At 71.2% G+C, this 15,404-nt stretch carries 15 protein-coding genes, 1 pseudogene and 1 riboswitch; of the genes and pseudogenes, 5 read left to right on the top strand and 11 right to left on the bottom strand.

What is annotated here, in order from left to right; genetic code table 11:
* Window positions 1–171: 171 nt before the first annotated feature.
* From ACFYW8_RS23920 to ACFYW8_RS23875, 10 genes are all read right to left on the bottom strand, one after another.
* Window positions 172–948: an alpha/beta hydrolase gene (locus tag ACFYW8_RS23920; RefSeq protein WP_389079603.1), complete on the bottom strand. Its 777-nt coding sequence runs from the start codon at window positions 946–948 to the stop codon at window positions 172–174.
* 1 nt (window position 949) lies between these two features.
* Window positions 950–1,984 (bottom strand): LLM class flavin-dependent oxidoreductase, encoded by a 1,035-nt coding sequence (locus ACFYW8_RS23915; RefSeq protein ID WP_389079600.1) that lies wholly within the window; start codon window positions 1,982–1,984, stop codon window positions 950–952.
* Between the two features lie 114 nt (window positions 1,985–2,098).
* Window positions 2,099–3,439: an LLM class flavin-dependent oxidoreductase gene (locus tag ACFYW8_RS23910; protein ID WP_389079597.1), complete on the bottom strand. Its 1,341-nt coding sequence runs from the start codon at window positions 3,437–3,439 to the stop codon at window positions 2,099–2,101.
* A gap of 65 nt (window positions 3,440–3,504) precedes the next feature.
* The gene (locus ACFYW8_RS23905; protein WP_389079593.1) at window positions 3,505–4,386 is read right to left on the bottom strand and encodes an ABC transporter ATP-binding protein; all 882 of its coding nucleotides are present in this window, start codon (window positions 4,384–4,386) and stop codon (window positions 3,505–3,507) included.
* A complete protein-coding gene (locus ACFYW8_RS23900) occupies window positions 4,383–5,306 on the bottom strand; it encodes an ABC transporter ATP-binding protein (RefSeq protein ID WP_389079589.1) in 924 nt (307 codons plus the stop codon). Before ACFYW8_RS23900 ends, ACFYW8_RS23905 begins: the two co-directional genes overlap by 4 nt.
* Entirely contained in the window at window positions 5,303–6,193 is an 891-nt protein-coding gene (locus tag ACFYW8_RS23895; RefSeq protein ID WP_389079586.1) for an ABC transporter permease, read from the bottom strand. The genes ACFYW8_RS23900 and ACFYW8_RS23895 overlap by 4 nt, the downstream gene beginning before the upstream one ends.
* Window positions 6,194–6,195: 2 nt before the next feature.
* Window positions 6,196–7,224: an ABC transporter permease gene (locus ACFYW8_RS23890; protein ID WP_365877208.1), complete on the bottom strand. Its 1,029-nt coding sequence runs from the start codon at window positions 7,222–7,224 to the stop codon at window positions 6,196–6,198.
* A 31-nt stretch (window positions 7,225–7,255) separates the two neighbouring features.
* Complete coding sequence (locus ACFYW8_RS23885) at window positions 7,256–8,830, bottom strand: ABC transporter substrate-binding protein (protein ID WP_389079581.1); 1,575 nt, start codon at window positions 8,828–8,830, stop codon at window positions 7,256–7,258.
* A 627-nt stretch (window positions 8,831–9,457) separates the two neighbouring features.
* Window positions 9,458–10,348, bottom strand: a complete 891-nt coding sequence (locus ACFYW8_RS23880) for a DsbA family protein (RefSeq protein ID WP_389080070.1) — start codon at window positions 10,346–10,348, stop codon at window positions 9,458–9,460.
* 23 nt (window positions 10,349–10,371) lie between these two features.
* A complete protein-coding gene (locus ACFYW8_RS23875) occupies window positions 10,372–10,806 on the bottom strand; it encodes an Rrf2 family transcriptional regulator (RefSeq protein WP_365877214.1) in 435 nt (144 codons plus the stop codon).
* A 139-nt stretch (window positions 10,807–10,945) separates the two neighbouring features.
* Between ACFYW8_RS23875 and ACFYW8_RS23870 the strand changes: the two genes are divergently transcribed.
* The 4 genes from ACFYW8_RS23870 (at window position 10,946) to ACFYW8_RS23855 (ending at window position 14,263) form a co-directional block, all read left to right on the top strand.
* Window positions 10,946–11,470, top strand: a complete 525-nt coding sequence (locus tag ACFYW8_RS23870) for a cupin domain-containing protein (protein WP_365877216.1) — start codon at window positions 10,946–10,948, stop codon at window positions 11,468–11,470.
* 217 nt (window positions 11,471–11,687) lie between these two features.
* Complete coding sequence (locus ACFYW8_RS23865) at window positions 11,688–12,800, top strand: enoyl-CoA hydratase/isomerase family protein (protein ID WP_389079575.1); 1,113 nt, start codon at window positions 11,688–11,690, stop codon at window positions 12,798–12,800.
* Between the two features lie 272 nt (window positions 12,801–13,072).
* Window positions 13,073–13,218, top strand: a riboswitch (cobalamin riboswitch).
* A 40-nt stretch (window positions 13,219–13,258) separates the two neighbouring features.
* Complete coding sequence (locus ACFYW8_RS23860; protein WP_365877220.1) at window positions 13,259–13,480, top strand: CbtB-domain containing protein; 222 nt, start codon at window positions 13,259–13,261, stop codon at window positions 13,478–13,480.
* 21 nt (window positions 13,481–13,501) lie between these two features.
* A complete protein-coding gene (locus ACFYW8_RS23855) occupies window positions 13,502–14,263 on the top strand; it encodes a CbtA family protein (protein ID WP_389079571.1) in 762 nt (253 codons plus the stop codon).
* A 45-nt stretch (window positions 14,264–14,308) separates the two neighbouring features.
* Here the strand turns inward: ACFYW8_RS23855 and ACFYW8_RS23850 are convergent.
* Window positions 14,309–14,500: pseudogene (locus tag ACFYW8_RS23850) on the bottom strand (malate synthase A); the annotation flags it as partial.
* A gap of 181 nt (window positions 14,501–14,681) precedes the next feature.
* Here ACFYW8_RS23850 and ACFYW8_RS23845 point away from each other — a divergent pair.
* On the top strand, window positions 14,682–15,398 hold the full coding sequence (locus ACFYW8_RS23845) for a histone-like nucleoid-structuring protein Lsr2 (RefSeq protein ID WP_389079567.1): 717 nt from the start codon (window positions 14,682–14,684) through the stop codon (window positions 15,396–15,398).
* Window positions 15,399–15,404 lie beyond the last annotated feature (6 nt).

The following is a 15,404-nucleotide window of genomic DNA, read 5'->3' as shown; positions in this document are numbered from 1 at the left end:
GTTCGAATGCTTCAAGAGGGCGGGCGACGGCCGGCGGCGAACGCGTGCGGCCGGCAGGGGAACGGGTGCGGGCCGGTCAACGGGAGCGGGCGAGGGGCGGGAAGGGCCGAACCGCTCGGGCAGGACGCCGGACGGCCGGGCCCCCGCGTCCAAAGGCCGGTACGACGGACGTCACCAGGCGCTCGACCGCACCGCGACCAGCGGCCGCAGGCCGCCTCGCAGCGCTTCGAGGAACGCGACGACCTCCGCCGCCACGGAGCGGTGCTGGAGATCGTTGAGGACGTCGTGGTGGGCGCCGTGGACGACCGACAGCCGGGCGCGGGGCAGCGACTTCGCCGCGCGGGCGAGCGCCTCGTGGTCGGCGAGCGGATCGGCGTCCCCGGCCAGGAAAAGCGTGGGGAGCACGGTCCGGCTGTCGTAGGCCGCGGTGAGTACGGCCTGCGGAACCGCGTCGCCCAGAGAGCCGCGCCGAACGTGTGCGTCCTCCGTGAGGACACCCCGGTGGGTGGGGCACGAGGTGCGGACGTCGAGCTCGTCGTCCCAGCCGTCGACCCCCGTGCCCGACTCGGCGGACGGGCCCGGCAGACCGGCGAGCACGAGCGCGTCCGGCCGCCAGGGCGGCACCGTCCCGGTCCTGCCCACCAGCGCGGCGAGCGCCGCCGCGCCCGAGTCGGCCCCGACGAGCACGAGAGGCCGGACGGCACCGTCCTCGGCCGCGGTGCCCTCGACGGCCGCGGCGAGCCGGTCGGCGAGGCCGGACAGGGACGCGTCCGGGTCCCCCGCGTCGAGGACCGGGGCGTCGATCACCCGGACGCGGTAGGCGTCGGCGGCGATCCGCCGGCCGAAGCGCGTGTAGGTCGCCCGGGTCTCGCCGCGGCCGGGAACCACGAGAACCGTGCCGCGGACAAGGAGGCCTTCGGGGGCGTGGTGATCGCTGTACTGGGTCATCTCATACTCCTGCGGATGCGGGTTCGGCCGTGCGCGCGGGCTTCCAGCCCAGAGCAGGCGCGACCTCGGTGGCGATGAGTTCGAGGGCACGCACGGCGGCGTCGTGATCGGGCACTGCGGGGTTGAACTGGGTGATGAGGTCGGTCGCGACGGGCAGCACCCGCTCCCGCCGCAGTGCTTCGACGATCTCGTCGGGATGGCCGTAGAACGTGTGGAAGCGGCGCAGCGCCTCGTCCGCGTCGAGACCTCTGGGGAACGCGCCGCCCTCCGCCATGCGCAGCGCCGCCCTGTGGACGTCGTCGCCGATCACCCGGAGCGCCGTGCGCCGGTCCTTGGCGGGGAAGACGAAGCGGGACAGGCCGATGCGCGGGCGGTGCGGCTGGTCCCACGCGGCGAGGAAGGCGTCGGCCCAGGGGCGCTGCACCTCGTCGGTGGGGGCGTCATAGCCGTAGGCGGCCCGGTTGAGCAGCAGGTTCGAGCCGCGGCTCGCGGCGTACTCGGCCCCCTGGGCGCTGAACACGCCCTGCCAGACCCGTCGGCCGAAGTCGCCGGGGCGGGGCTGTATGCGGAAGTCGGCCGTGCCCACGTCACCGTGGGCCAGGGCCCGGCGCAGGACGTCGAGGTTCTCGCTGGTCAGTTCCCGCTTGCGGGCGGCGTCCTTGCCGAACGCGGCGTACTCCGGACCGCTCGTTCCGCTGCCCACACCGATCTCCACGCGGCCTCCGCTGAGCGTGTCGACGGTGGCGACGTCCTCGGCGAGGCGGACCGGGTCCTCCAGCGGCAGGACGGTGACGGCGGTGCCGAGCCGGATCCGCCTGGTCCGCGCCGCGGCGTGGGCGAGGAAGGTCCACGGAGAGGAGAGTCCGCCGCCTCCGAGGGCGACGTGGTGCTGGGCGACCCAGCCGACGTCGAAGCCGAGTTCGTCCGCGACGACGAACAGCTCCTGCGCGTTGCGGTAGGTGCGGGCGATGTCCTGGTCACGTCCCTGGACGTGGGTGAGGAAGCCGAGCCGGAAGCGTGGTCGCTCGCTCGTCATGGGTGTCGGCCTTTCGGTGTCGGGCCGCCGCGCCGGCCGGTTCCGGGGTGAGCCGGCCGGTGTGCGGGGCCGCGGGGCGAGGGTGTGCTCGACCGTCCGGTCGGGGCGAGGACCTCAGTCGTTCACGAGCTGGGGCTCGCGGGTGTGGCGGTTGGCCGGGACGGGCAGGCCGAGGTTGCCGCGCAGCGTGTCGGCCGCGTACTCGGTACGGAAGAGTCCGCGCTTCTGGAGGATCGGGACGACGCCGTCGACGAAGAGATTCAGCTCGTCCTCGGTGCGGAAGGCCAGGTTGATGCCGTCGAAGGTGCCGGCGTCGAACCACTTCTCGATGGTGTCGGCGACGGTCTCCGGCGCCCCTACGAAGGGCGAGATGCGGAACTGATTGACGGACTCAGCTATCTGACGCAGCGTCAGATTCTCCGTGCGAGCGCGCTCGATGAGAGCCGCCGCGCCCGTGCGCCCGCCCTTCTCGGCGAGGTGCGCGACGTCGGGGAACGGCGCGTCCAGGTCGTGCACGCTGAAGTCGTAGGCACCGAAGGAGCGGCCGAGCAGGGCGAGATTGCGGTCGAAGTCGTTGTCCTCCTCGAAGATCTCCCGCTCGCGGCGCCTGGCCGCCTCGTCGGTGGCGGCGACGACCGGGCTCCCGTGAATGAAGATCTTGATGTGCTCGGGGTCGCGGCCGTAGGCGGCGGTGCGCTTCTTGATGTCGGCGTAGTACTCCTGCGCCTGCTGGAGTGAGCCGCCCGGCGCGTAGATGCCCTCGGCGACCTGCGCGGCGAGGTCGCGGCCCTCCTCGGACACCCCGGCCTGGAAGATCACCGGCTGGCCCTGCGGGGAGCGGGAGAGGTTCAGCGGTCCCGCCACCTTGAAGTGCTCGCCCTCGTGGTCGAGCGCGTGCAGCTTGGCCGGGTCGAGGAAGACGCCCCGGTCCACGTCGGCAGGGAAGGCGTCGTCCTCGTAGGAGTCCCACAGGCCCCGGGCGACCCGGACGAACTCCAGGGCGCGGCCGTACCGGGCGGTGTAGTCGAGGTGCTCGTCGAGGCCGAAGTTCCGGGAGGTGCCGGTGTCGAAACTGGTGACGACGTTCCAGCCGGCCCGGCCGCCGCTGATGTGGTCCAGGGAGGCGAACCGGCGGGCCAGGTTGAACGGCGAGTTGTACGTCGAACTCGCCGTGCCCACCAGGCCGATGTGCTTGGTGTGGGTGGCGACCGCGGACAACAGGGTCAGCGGTTCCAGGCGGTTGAGGTAGTGCGCCGGGTAGGTGGCGTTGATGAACTGGCTGTCGACGATGAACAGCGCGTCGAAGAGGGCGTGTTCGGCCGCCTTCGCCAGCCGGATGTAGTAGTCGATGTCGATGCTCGCGTTCTTCGCCACGCGCGGGTCCTTCCACAGTCCGTGCTGGCCGGGACCGCCGACGCCGTAGGGGTGCAGGGCGAGATGGATGGTGCGGGGCATGGCTTTCTTCCTGTCTCTCGTGGGGTTCTGTCGTCTCGGTGTTCTGTCGTCCGGTGTTCCGGTGTTCAGGCGTTCAAGAGGGCCCGCAGGGCCGCGCGCTCGGCCCGGTCGGCCGCGGCGGAGCGCAGTGTCGGCGCGGAACGGACCAGCAGGCGGGTGTAGTTGTGCCGGGGACTGCCGATGACATCGCGGGAGGCGCCGGCCTCGACCAGCTCGCCCTGGTACAGCACGGCGATGCGGTCGGCGATCCCGGCGACGGAACCGAGGTCGTGGGAGATGAAGACGAGGGCCACACCGTCGTCGCGGAGTTCCTCCAGGATCCGCAGGATCTGGACGCGGTTGGCGGAGTCCAGGGCGCTGACCGGCTCGTCGAGGATGATCAGCCGGGGTTCGGTGACCAACGCCCGTGCCACCGCCACGCGTTGGCGCTGACCGCCGGAGAGCTCACCGGGCAGTCGGTCGAGCAGGTCCTCGGAGAGGCGGACGCGGGCGAGGAACGCGCGGACCCGGCGTGCCGCCTCCTCGCGGGAATCGCCCCGGACGAGCAGCGGTTCGGCCAGGGAGGTCTCGACGGTGAGGTCCGGGTCGAGGCTGCGCAGCGGGTCCTGGAAGACGTACTGGATCACACCGCGACGCCGCAGAGCGCGCCACTGGCGCGCGCCGTGGGCGCTGACGTCCTCACCGTCGACGACGACGGATCCCGCCGAGGCGCGCACCAGTCCGAGCGCGGCCCGCGCGAGGGTGGACTTGCCCGAACCCGTCTCGCCGATGATGCCGACGGTTTCGCCCGGCGCGACGCTGAGCGAGACACCGCGAAGAGCGGGCCGGCGTCGCCGCGGCGTTCCGTAGTGCACTTCGAGGTCCTTGACCTCCAGGACGGCTTTCGTCGGCTCCCCGGGGGCGGTGGTTCGCGGGGAAGGTTCGGTGGCCGGGGCGTCGGTGCTCATGCGTCCCCCTCGGGATCGGGCGCGAGGAACTTCTCCAGGCCGTACTGCTCGTGTTCGGCGATCAGGAGCCGGGTGTACTCGTGCCGCGGATGGTGGAGTACGTCCCTGGTCGGGCCCTGTTCGACGACCTCGCCCCGGCGCATGACGAGGACCTCGTCGCACAGCTGGGCGACGACGGCCAGGTCGTGGGAGACGACGACGAGGGCCAGCCCGGTCCGCTCGCGCAGGTCTGCCAGCAGGTCGAGGATCTCGGCCTGGACGGTCACGTCGAGCGCGGTGGTGGCCTCGTCGGCGATGAGGATCCGCGGGTCGGCGGCGATCGCCACGGCGATGAGGACCCGTTGGAGCATGCCGCCGGACAGCTCGTGGGGGTACTGGCCGTGGACCAGTTCCGGGTCCCGCAGCTGGACGGCTTCCAGCAGTTCGATCGCCCGGCGGTGCGCCGCGCGCCGCTTCAGTCCCGTCTTGACCCGGAGAACCTCGGCGATCTGTGCCCCCACGCGGATCGAGGGGTTGAGATAGGACGCCGGGTCCTGGAAGACCGCGCTGATGGTGGCGCCCCGCAGGTCCGTCCACCGCGCGGGGGACAGGTCGGCTATGTCGTTGCCGTCGATCTCGACCGAGCCGCCGGTGATCTCGAAGTGGGCGGGCAGGATCCCCAGTGCGGCACGGCAGGTGAGGGTCTTCCCGCTGCCGGACTCGCCGACGATGCCGACGGCGCTGCCGGGCGTGAGCGTGAAACTCACGCCGTGGACGATCTCCCGGTCGCCGGCCCGGTCGCCGATGCGCACATCGCGTACGGCCAGCACCGGGGACGGCGGTTCGGCCGGGTGCCCGGAGCCGGGCCCGGTGATCTGTTCGATCGTCTCGGTCTCCTCGGCCCCGACCTCGGCGAGGAGCTTCTCGGACAGGGTGGTCATCGCACACCTCCTGCGGGAGCGGGGTCGGACTCGCGGCGGCGGTTGGCACGGGCCTTGCGGGTGTTGACCAGCGCGCGGCCCGCCTCGCCGGAGACATCGCGGATCGCGTCGGCGAGGAGGTTGCAGGCCCAGACGGTGACCATGATCAGCAGGGCGGGGGCGAGCGGTGCCCACGGCTGGTGGCTGAGGTACCCCAGATCCGAGGCGAGCAGGCCGCCCCAGGTGGGTGCGGGAGGCTGGACGCCGATCCCCAGGAAGGTCAGGCTCGACACGATCACGAAGCCGACGCCGACGGTCTGGGCGAGCGCGACCGCGATCGGCGGGAGCACCTTGGCCCAGACATGACGGCGAACGACCCAGCCGATGGAGGCGCCCGAGACGATGGCGGCCTCCACGTACGGAGAGCGGGCCACGGCCAGGGTGGCGGCGCGGGCCACGCGGTAGAACAACGGGGACACCAACGCGCCGGTGACCAGCATCGCCTGGGAGAGGCCGTTGCCGAGCAGGGCGATGACGGCGACGGCGAACAGCAGGAACGGCAGGGCTACCAGCGTGTCGGCGAGCCGCAGCGTGACCCATTCGAAGACCCGCCCGAGGTGGACGGACAGGATGCCGGGGACGGTGCCGACGGCCAGGGCCGTGATCGCGACCTCCAGCGAGCCGAGGACGCTGACACGGGAGCCGTCGAGGAGCCGGCTCAGCACATCACGGCCGAGATAGTCGGTCCCCAGCCAGTGGGCGCCGGAGGCGGCGGCGAGCGGGTGGTCGCCGGTGGCCAGGGGATTGTGCGGAGCGAGCAGCGGTCCGAACAGCGCGAGCACGGCGATCAGGGCGAGGACGGTCAGGGCGATCCGCCCGGTGGCGAGGGAGAGGAGGCGGCGCACCACGGTCACACCCCCCGCTGCGCGGCCGGCGTGACGCGCGCCAGCACCAGGTTGACGAGCAGGTTGAAGGCGACGACCAGGACGATCGACACCACGAGGACGCCCTGCACCGCCGGTACGTCGCCGGCCTGCGCGGAGTCGTTGGCGAACCGTCCGAAGCCCTGGAGGCCGAAGATCCATTCCGTGACGACGGAGGCACCGACCAGGGCGGGGAACTTCAGGCCGAGGGTGGCGAGCGCCGGCCCGAGGCCGTTGCGCAGCACATGGCCGAAGAAGATCCTGCGCGGACTCAGCCCGCGGACCACGGCGCCGGTCACGTAGTTCTCGCGGTAGGCCCCGATGAGGCTGCCGCGCAGTTGCCGGGCGACATCGGCGACGACGTCGAAGCTCAGGGCGACGGCGGGCAGGGTGATGTGGGCGAGCCACGGCCCGAACCCCTGATCCGCCGGAACGTAACCGGCGGACGGGAACAGGTGCAGCCCCACCGCGAAGACCGCGACCAGCACGATGCCGACGACGAACGCCGGCATCACCGAGATCACCGTCACGAAGCCGGTGATCGCGCGGTCGACCCACGTGGTGCGGCGCAGGGCCGCGACCGTGCCGAGGGCGAAGCCCGCGACCACGCCGATGAGCAGCGCGAAGGTCGCCACCGACAGGCTCACGCCCAGGCCCAGGCCGATGAGGGTGGAGATGTCGGCGCCGTTGGTCCAGCTCGCGCCGAGCTGTCCGTGCAGGACGCCGCCGAACCAGTCCCCGTACTGGACGAGGAAGGGCCGGTTCAGGCCCCAGTGGGCCTCGACGCGGGCGACCGCTTCGGGAGTCGCTTCCTCGCCCAGCTGGATGCGCGCCGGGCTGAGCCCGCTCAGGGACCGCAGCGCGAACGTCACGAACGTCGCGACCAGGAAGACGGGCACGAAGATCGCGACCGACCGGGCGAGGGTCGCCAGGACGCGGCCCAGGGTGTGCCGTGTCCGGGCCGTCGTGGCCGGGAGACGGACGTCGGGTGGGGCCGGTGCCTCCGTCGTCGTCATGGGTTGCCCCCTCTCTGTGTTGGACGGAGTGTCAGTTGGAGCCGTCGATGGTCACGCCGGTCCAGTCGATGTGGGCCGGGTTCTCCGGCAGCGCGGAGATGGACTTGCTCTTGGCGATGAGGTTGGGCGAGGAGTACGTGAACACCAGCGCCTTGCTCTTCAGGCCGGCCCGGGTCGCCGCCTGGAGGACCTTCGGGTAGTCGGGCGAGTCCAGCGGGGTCTGGCGGACCTTGGCGATGGCGGTCTCGAAACCGGCCGGCTCGTACGGAGAGCTGAGGTTGAGCGGGCCGTTCGGGCCGAAGTGCGCGGTGAGGGTCTGCGCCGCGGAGTCGCGCCCTGTGGTGCCGTACAGCGAGAACGTCAGGTTCTTGGCGAAGAACGGTGTGGCCCAGTTCTTGTCGATCTTGATCGTGACGCTGATGCCGACCTTCGCCAACTGCGCCTGGACGATCTCGGCTTGGGGATCCTCGGCCGGGATCACAAGACTGAGCTTGAGCCCGCCCGCCTTGTAACCGGCCTCGTCCAGAAGCTTCTTCGCCTTCGCCGGGTCGTAGGCGTAGTCGTCGGCCGACTGCGGGTCGAAGGCGACGTACCCCTTCGGGAAGGGCTGGTTGGTCACCGAGCCGTAGCCGAAGGTCAGCTTGTCGACGAACTCCTGACGGTTGATCGCGTAGCGGACCGCGTCGACGACCTTGTCGTTGTCGAACGGCGCCTTGTTGGTGTTGAGGCTGAGGTTGGAGGCGTTGAAGCCGGGCTGCACGAAGACGTCGAGGCCGGCCTTCTTGGCGGCGTCGGCCTGACTGGGTGCTATGTCCGCGAAGTTGTAGACGCCGGTCTGCAGGCCGGAGACGACGGTGGACGCGTCGGGGGCGGAGCTCAGCTCGACGTTGTCGATGTGGATGTTCTCGGCGTCCCAGTAGTCCGGGTTCTTCTTCAGGACGGCCTTGGTGCCGGGGACGAGCTGGGTGACGACGAACGGGCCGGCGCCGACCGGGTTCTGGTCCAGTTTCTCGGGGGAGGCGGCCGCCTTGGGGCTGGCGATCTGCAGGACGCGCTCACCGAGGAGTTGGGGGATCTGGTAGTCGACCTGGCTGAGGTGGACCACCGCGTCCAGGCCCTGGGCGTCCACCGACTTGATGGAGGTCAGGTCGCCGAACAGAGCCGAGTTCTTCTGCTTCTGCGCCCGTTCGACGGCTGCCTTGACGGCGGTGGCGTCGACCGGCGCTCCGTCGCTGAACTTCAGGTGGGGGCGCAGGTGAAAGGTGATGACATCACCCTTGGCGTTGTACTCCCAGCTCTTGGCCAGGTCCGGAACGGCCTTTCCGTTCTTGTCCGTGCGTGTCAAAGAGGCGTACACCAGGGCGAGTTCACGGAACTGGGCGCCGCTGCCCCCGACCACCGGGTCCCAGTGGGCGGGGAAGTAGGAGGAGGTCCACTTCAGCGCGGCGCCGCCGGTGGACGACGCCGTCTGGCCGCCGCAGGCGCTGAGCGCGGGGACCAGCACGGTGGCGAGCGCGGTCCCGAGGGCGGCGGCGCGCAGTCGGCCCGACCGGCGGTCGGAACGGAGGGTGGCTGCGGAATGACGGAGCGTGAGGCGTCCGGGCATCGGTTTTTCTTTCTGCGAAGGCTCCCGCCCGCATCGGGGCAGCGGAGGGGGCAAGGGCGGCACGCCCCGCCGACGGACGCCGCGCAGCCAGGGAACACGCATGCCTGCGTGGGCTTTTGTGTGCACGTGGGCATGCCGCGCTCAGGGCAGGAGGCGTCGGCGGATCGCGGGGAGAGCCGGGAGGCTGAGGGGGTGGAGGCGACGAAACGCTGAGAGGGCGGCGCGCGATGACGGGGGACCGGCGGCGGAGCGGCGCGTGGCCGGTGCCGGCGGGACGGGCGTCAGGCGCCTGGGGGCCGCTGTGGGCGGGCGGTCAGCGACAGAGAGCGCTGCAGGTGCGCCGCAGGTCCACGTAGCGGCACTCCACGCCGGGGTGCGTCGTGAGCATGGTGCACATCCTGGGGCCGGTTCTCAGTGGCTGTCAATGGACACCAATTGGTGTCTCATTGGGCGGGACGGACCTGACCACCGATCAGAGCACCGACAGGGAAAGGCAGGGACCGTCCGCGCCGCCGCGTCCGTCCTGCGCCGATCGTGAGCCTCAAGGCAGGGCGCGAGCGTCACGGCCACGCGCCGGAACCCCGGAACCCCGGAACCTCAAAATCCTGACCACTGGTCAGAAATCCTTCAGGGAAAGGCGGGAGAGCCTCCGCCGCGGGCAGGGTGCACCGCAGCCTCCTCCGGATGCAGCCACACAGGGCCGTTGCCGGTCTCGACGCGCACGGCGTCCGCGGGAGGCCAGGGCCCATGTGCCAGCAAGTCGCGTTCCGGATCGGTCAGACTCCGGTACCGCGCGAGGGCCTCCGCGGGAGCCGTCCTCACGGACTCGCTCAGCAGCCCGGTGCCCAACTCCTCGATCGCCGACGCGTACTCCTCGTACGGCCGCCAACCGGGCACGACGCGAGACCGCGCGGGAGTGCGGACCAGCAGGGTCGGCAGCGCATAGCAGTACCCGCCGTCGGCGGTCTCCTTGGCTGTGCCGGGATGCGGCGGCCCGCCGCGCACCGACAGCACCTCGCGGACCGGCCGGCGCGCCTCGGCACGGTCCGCGCGCACCGCCTCCAGCACGGCCGCCGACGCCGCGTCGGCGGCCAGCCGCACACGGTCCAGGCCGGCCACGCCCCGTACCGCGGACTCCGCCAGCGCGAGGGTGTCCGCCGGTTCGCCGAGCACGAAGACGCTCTCCCGCAGCCGCCGCAGCACCCGCCCCGCCACCTCGTCGCCCTGCCGCTCGGCCGCCTTCGCGACGAGCGAGGACGGCCATGAACTCGCCGCGACCCGGCTCAGCCGTCGTGCCCGGGGCGCCCGCGTGTGGGCGCAGATGTCCTCGACGTAGCGGGCGTACCAGGCGGTCTCCGCCGCCGGGTCGGGCGGCGGGTCGTCGTCGTGGTCGAAGAGGACGCAGTACACGCGGCGCCAGGAGACCCGGTCCGCCAGCGCGGCGCGAAGGCGTCGGAACACCGGCTCCGATCCCCAGGCCCAGGGGCACAGCGGGTCGGTGTACTCCACCACCTCCATCCTGGGCCGGTCCGGCGGACCGCTCACGCGGCTCCCTTCCGGTGCAACCGCGCGGCCTCCTCGGCGGGCAGCAGCGTGGCCAGGGTCGCCGCGCCCAGTACCGCCGCGGCGTCCGCCTCGATACGGCGCCACACCCCCGGCAGTCCGGAGGCGGGGCCCGGGTACTCGAGCCCGGCCAGCGGCTCGCCCCGCAGGGTGATCAACTCACCGTCCACGGCACGTACGACGTCCAGCAGAGTGATCTCTTCGGCGGGCCGGCCGAGCCAGTACCCGCCCTCGCAGCCCCGCTGGCTGCGGACCAGGCCGGCCCTGCGCAACTCGCCCACCACGGACTTCAGGAACCGGAACGGGACGTGCTGCGAGGAGGCCATTGCTTCGCACGTGAGGGGGCGGGCGGGTTCGCGGGCGAGCTCCAACAGGGCCCGCGTGGCGTAGTCCGCCTTCGCGGAGATATGCATGCGCCCATGATGCCCGACACGGCGTGCGCCGACAGGGCTTCCACCGGTTCCTCACTTACATTGCGGGAACATTGCCGCAGGTGAAGCGCAATGGACACCTCTTGACATCCTTTTCCGGACCGCTCTAGCGTCCCCGTCCATGAGCGAGCCGTTGACGACCCCCGGCGAAGGTTTCCACCCCCATCTCCCGGACGCCGCAGGGCAGTCCGTACGACCCCTGCGCAGCCGCCTGCACCACGTCCGCGCCGACGCCCTCGACGGCGACACGGCGCAGACCGGAGGCATGCGCAGGTTCGCCGCCGTCAGCGGCACCACCGTCGGCTCCGAGAAGCTGTGGATGGGCCAGACCCACGTCGCCCCCTCAACCGCCTCCTCGGACCACCATCACGGAGCGTCCGAGACGGCCATCTACGTGGTGAGCGGACACCCCGAGTTCGTCTTCCTGGACGACTCGGGGGCGCAGCCCGAGGAAGTGCGCCTGCGCACCTCACCCGGTGACTACATCTTCGTACCCCCGTTCGTGCCGCACCGCGAGGAGAACCCGGACCCCGCCGACGAGGCCGTCGTCGTGATCGCCCGCAGCACCCAGGAGGCGATCGTGGTCAACCTGCCGCGGCTGTACGTGCTGCGGCCAGGGGAGGAGGGGCCAGGAGAGGAAGCCTGACGGGCCAGGCCGTTCGGCCGCGCGTCACGGCGAAGCGGCTCACCACCGACCCGGGGTACCCGGTGGCGTACCGCACTCCGCACCCGCACGGGGGCCACGGTCCTCGGTGAGTACGGTGTCGGGAAGATCGTCGTGACCGGCGAATCCGAACGACCCCGGAAGGAACGGACGAGATCATGCGCGTCATCGTGGCCCGCGGCCTGACGGAGGCCCTCGGATGACCGGCGGCGAGGCACCCGGCGCCGAGGAATCCGTCCTGCTGCACACCGACGGACGGGCCGCCCACCTCACTCTGAACCGGCCGAGGGCGCTGAACGCCCTGAACCACGCGATGGTGCGCCGGATCGACCAGGCCCTCACCGCCTGGGAACACGACCCGGCCGTCGAGACCGTCGTCATCACCGGCGCCGGCGAGCGCGGACTGTGCGCGGGCGGCGACATCCGTGTCGTCCACGACGACGCGCGCGACGGGGACGGAACCGCGTCCGCCGCGTTCTGGCGCGACGAGTACCACCTCAACGCCCGCATCGCCCGCTACCCCAAGCCGTACGTGGCGGTCATGGACGGCATCGTCATGGGAGGCGGCGTCGGCGTCTCCGCGCACGGCAGCGTCCGGGTCGTCACCGAACGTTCCCGCATCGCCATGCCCGAGACCGGCATCGGCTTCGTCCCAGACGTGGGCGGCACCCATCTGCTCGCCCTGGCACCCGGCGAGCTGGGCACCCATCTCGCCCTGACGGGTGCCTCGATCGGCGCGGGCGACGCCCTGCTGTGCGGCCTCGCCGACCACTACCTGCAGTCCGCGTCGCTCAGGCAGTTCGTGTCCGACCTCGCGGACCTTCCCGTGCGCGAGGCTCTGGCCCGCCATGCGCGGCCGGCGCCCCGGGGTGAGCTGGCGGAGCGGAGGGAGTGGATCGACGCCTGCTACACGGCCGACACGGTCGAGGAGATCGTCCGACGACTGCTCGCGGTAGGCGACCCGGAGGCGAAGGAGACCGCGGAGATCCTCCTCGGCAACTCGCCCACCGCTCTGAAGGTCACGCTGGCCGCCCTGCGCCGCGTGCGACGGCTCGGTTCACTGGAGCGCGTTCTGGACCAGGAGTACCGCGTGTCCTGCGCCACCCTGTCCGCCCCCGACCTGGTGGAGGGTGTCAGGGCCCAGATCATCGACAAGGACCGCGACCCGCACTGGTCTCCGGCGACCCTCGCCGAGGTCACCGACGTCGATGTCGAGCGCTTCTTCGCCTCCCTGGGTGAGCGTGAACTCGGGCTCGCCGACCCGGGAACGGCGCGGCTCGCCGACCCGGGAACGGCGACGCTGAGCGACTGAAGTCGGCGCGGGGGCGGCCTTGCGTCCACCGGACCCGGCAGCCGTCCGGAAGCCGCCCCTCCGGCCGAGTGCGTGCCGAACTCCGCCGGCGGGAAGTCGAGTTGTGCGTCACGGACGTCGAACCTCCTACGTCCCCCGCGGCCGAACCCGGCGGAGGCACCGGGCACTTCTTCGCGTGTCGTCCGGATCGGAACCGGTGACCCGCCGTTCACAACGGACCCCGCCACCTGGGACGAGAGGAAGATCACCCCAGGTGGCGCGGTCTTGGCCAGGTACTCACCACGCGGTACGGTCGGTCCGATATTGATGACGTCAAGACGGAAGCCGGTGGAAATCCGGCACGGTCGCGCCACTGTGAGCGAGACGCCCAGCCACGCCGGGCGCCGCGTGAGTCAGACCCGTAGGCGTCATCCTGTGCACCACCGAGATGGGACGCGAACTCCCGAGGAGGTCCTGCCATGGCGCAGACCGTCGCCCAGCCGACAGCCACCACCCCCGCACTTCCCGCCAAGCTGCCGCTGACCGCGATAGCTCCCTGGGCGGTCTTCTTCGGCATCCTGATGCTGGTCCTGCTGTACTTCGTCGGCGCCGAACAGGGCGCCACCTCCGTCGTCTCCGGCGAGGACGTCCACGAGTGGGTGCACGACGCCCGCCACCTGCTCGGTTTCCCCTGCCACTGACGCGAGGGACGGCACACACTCATGAACTCCGCAACGGTAAGAAACCTGCTCGTGCGAGGCATGCTCGCCGGCCTCGCGGCGGGTGTACTCGCCCTGGTCGTCGCCTACTTGCTCGGTGAACCGACAGTCGACAGCGCGATCGGCTTCGAGGAGGCCCACGCGCCCGCGCACGGGCACGAGGTCGAACTCGTCTCCCGCAGCCTCCAGTCCACCGCCGGCCTCGCCACCGGTGTCCTGGTCTACGGCATCTCCTTCGGCGGCATCGCCGCGCTCGCCTACTGCTTCGCACTCGGCCGCGTGGGCCGCTTCAGCGCCCGCGCGACCGCGCTCCTGCTGTCCGGGACCGCGCTCCTCGCCGTGTACGTCGTGCCGTTCATGAAGTACCCGGCCAATCCGCCGTCGGTCGGTGACCCCGACACGATCGGCAAGCGGACCACCCTGTACTTCCTGATGATGGTCCTCAGCGTGCTCCTGGCCGTCGGCGCCACCATCCTCGGCAAGCGCCTCGCGCCCAGCCTGGGCACCTGGTACGCCACCGTCGCCGCGGTGGCCGCCTTCGCCGTCCTGATCGGCCTGGCCTACGAGTTCCTGCCCGTGATCAACGAGGTTCCGGGGGACTTCCCGGCCACCCTGCTGTGGCGGTTCCGGCTCTCGGCCCTGGCCATCCAGGCCACCCTGTGGGGCGGATTCGGCCTCGTCTTCGGCGAGTTGGCCGAGCGCATGCTCAACCCCAGGCCCGCGGTGGTCCCGTCCGGGCGGCGATCGGTTCCGGCCGCGAACTGAATCCGTCGGGACACGAGAAAGCCCCCGGACGCTTCCGGGGGCTTTCCGGACGACCATGGTGGCGAGCCGCTCGCGGTCGGCCGGCAGGTGCCCGTTGCTGTCCTCGGTGGTGAAGTCGATACTGCGCTCGATGGCGTCGAGCAGGGCGAGCTGACCGCCGACCACGTTCTCCCAGGTCGGCGCCGTGGCGTCCTAGAAGTCCGCCATCCACACCCGGGTACCGGAGTTGAGGGCGTCGTTCCGCGCCAGGCACTGTCAGTGGTCCCGCATACGGTTGCCCAATGGATCATCAGCGGTCGTTGCCTCGCCAAGAGGACAACTTCACAGTCCGGGAGACCGGCCAACGCCCCCTGCGAGCCTGCGATATGGGTGGGCTTGTTCCACGGAGGTGCGCATCCTGCCTGGGTGGAGATCACACGTGAGCGAAACCCCGATGCACGAGGCGGGAGACGTACGAGAGGCGTGGGGCCGGGTGACCGCCTGGCTTGAACGGAACGACCCTGAAGCCCTCGCTGCGCTCGGCGGCCCGGGAAGCCATGCGGCCATCGGCGAAGCCGAACTGAACATGGGCCTGAAGCTGCCGGGGGACATGTGGCAGTGGCTGCTGGCGAACGACACCGATGCCGGCAGGCAGCCCGATGGCCGATCGTGTCTGGTGGCGCTGGGGTGCGAGGTAGCGGCAATCCCCGTCGGCCATCTCCTTCTTGGTCTGACGGATATCCAGCGGGTCTACCTCAGCCGGATGGGCCTGGAGGAGATGCAGCCGTCCGCGGACCTCGACCATCCGTTCTGGCGTCGTGAGTGGGTGCCGATCGCCGCGGAGCGTGACGGTCTCTACGGGACGTTTCTGGACACGCTCAACGGAACCATCGGAACGTGGGCTGATGCACACGATCCCGAGCAGGGCGTATACGCCTCGTTGTCCGCTTTCTTCCAAGAGGCGGCGGACCGGCTGGAAGGGGTGTCCTCGGGAGACTGGAGAGGCCCCGGCAAGTCTGCTGCAACCCGTAAGCTCGATCCCCGTCCGGAGGACGAACCGATACGCCTCTGGGCACGCACCAACGGCTATCTGGTAAATGATCGTGGACGTATCCCCGCGTCCATCCGCGAGGCTTACGAGGCAGCACAGAGGTGAGCACAG

This window comes from Streptomyces sp. NPDC002742 (assembly GCF_042888885.1).
Taxonomy (GTDB): Bacteria; Actinomycetota; Actinomycetes; order Streptomycetales; family Streptomycetaceae; genus Streptomyces.
This window is presented reverse-complemented; position numbering and strand designations above follow the sequence as displayed.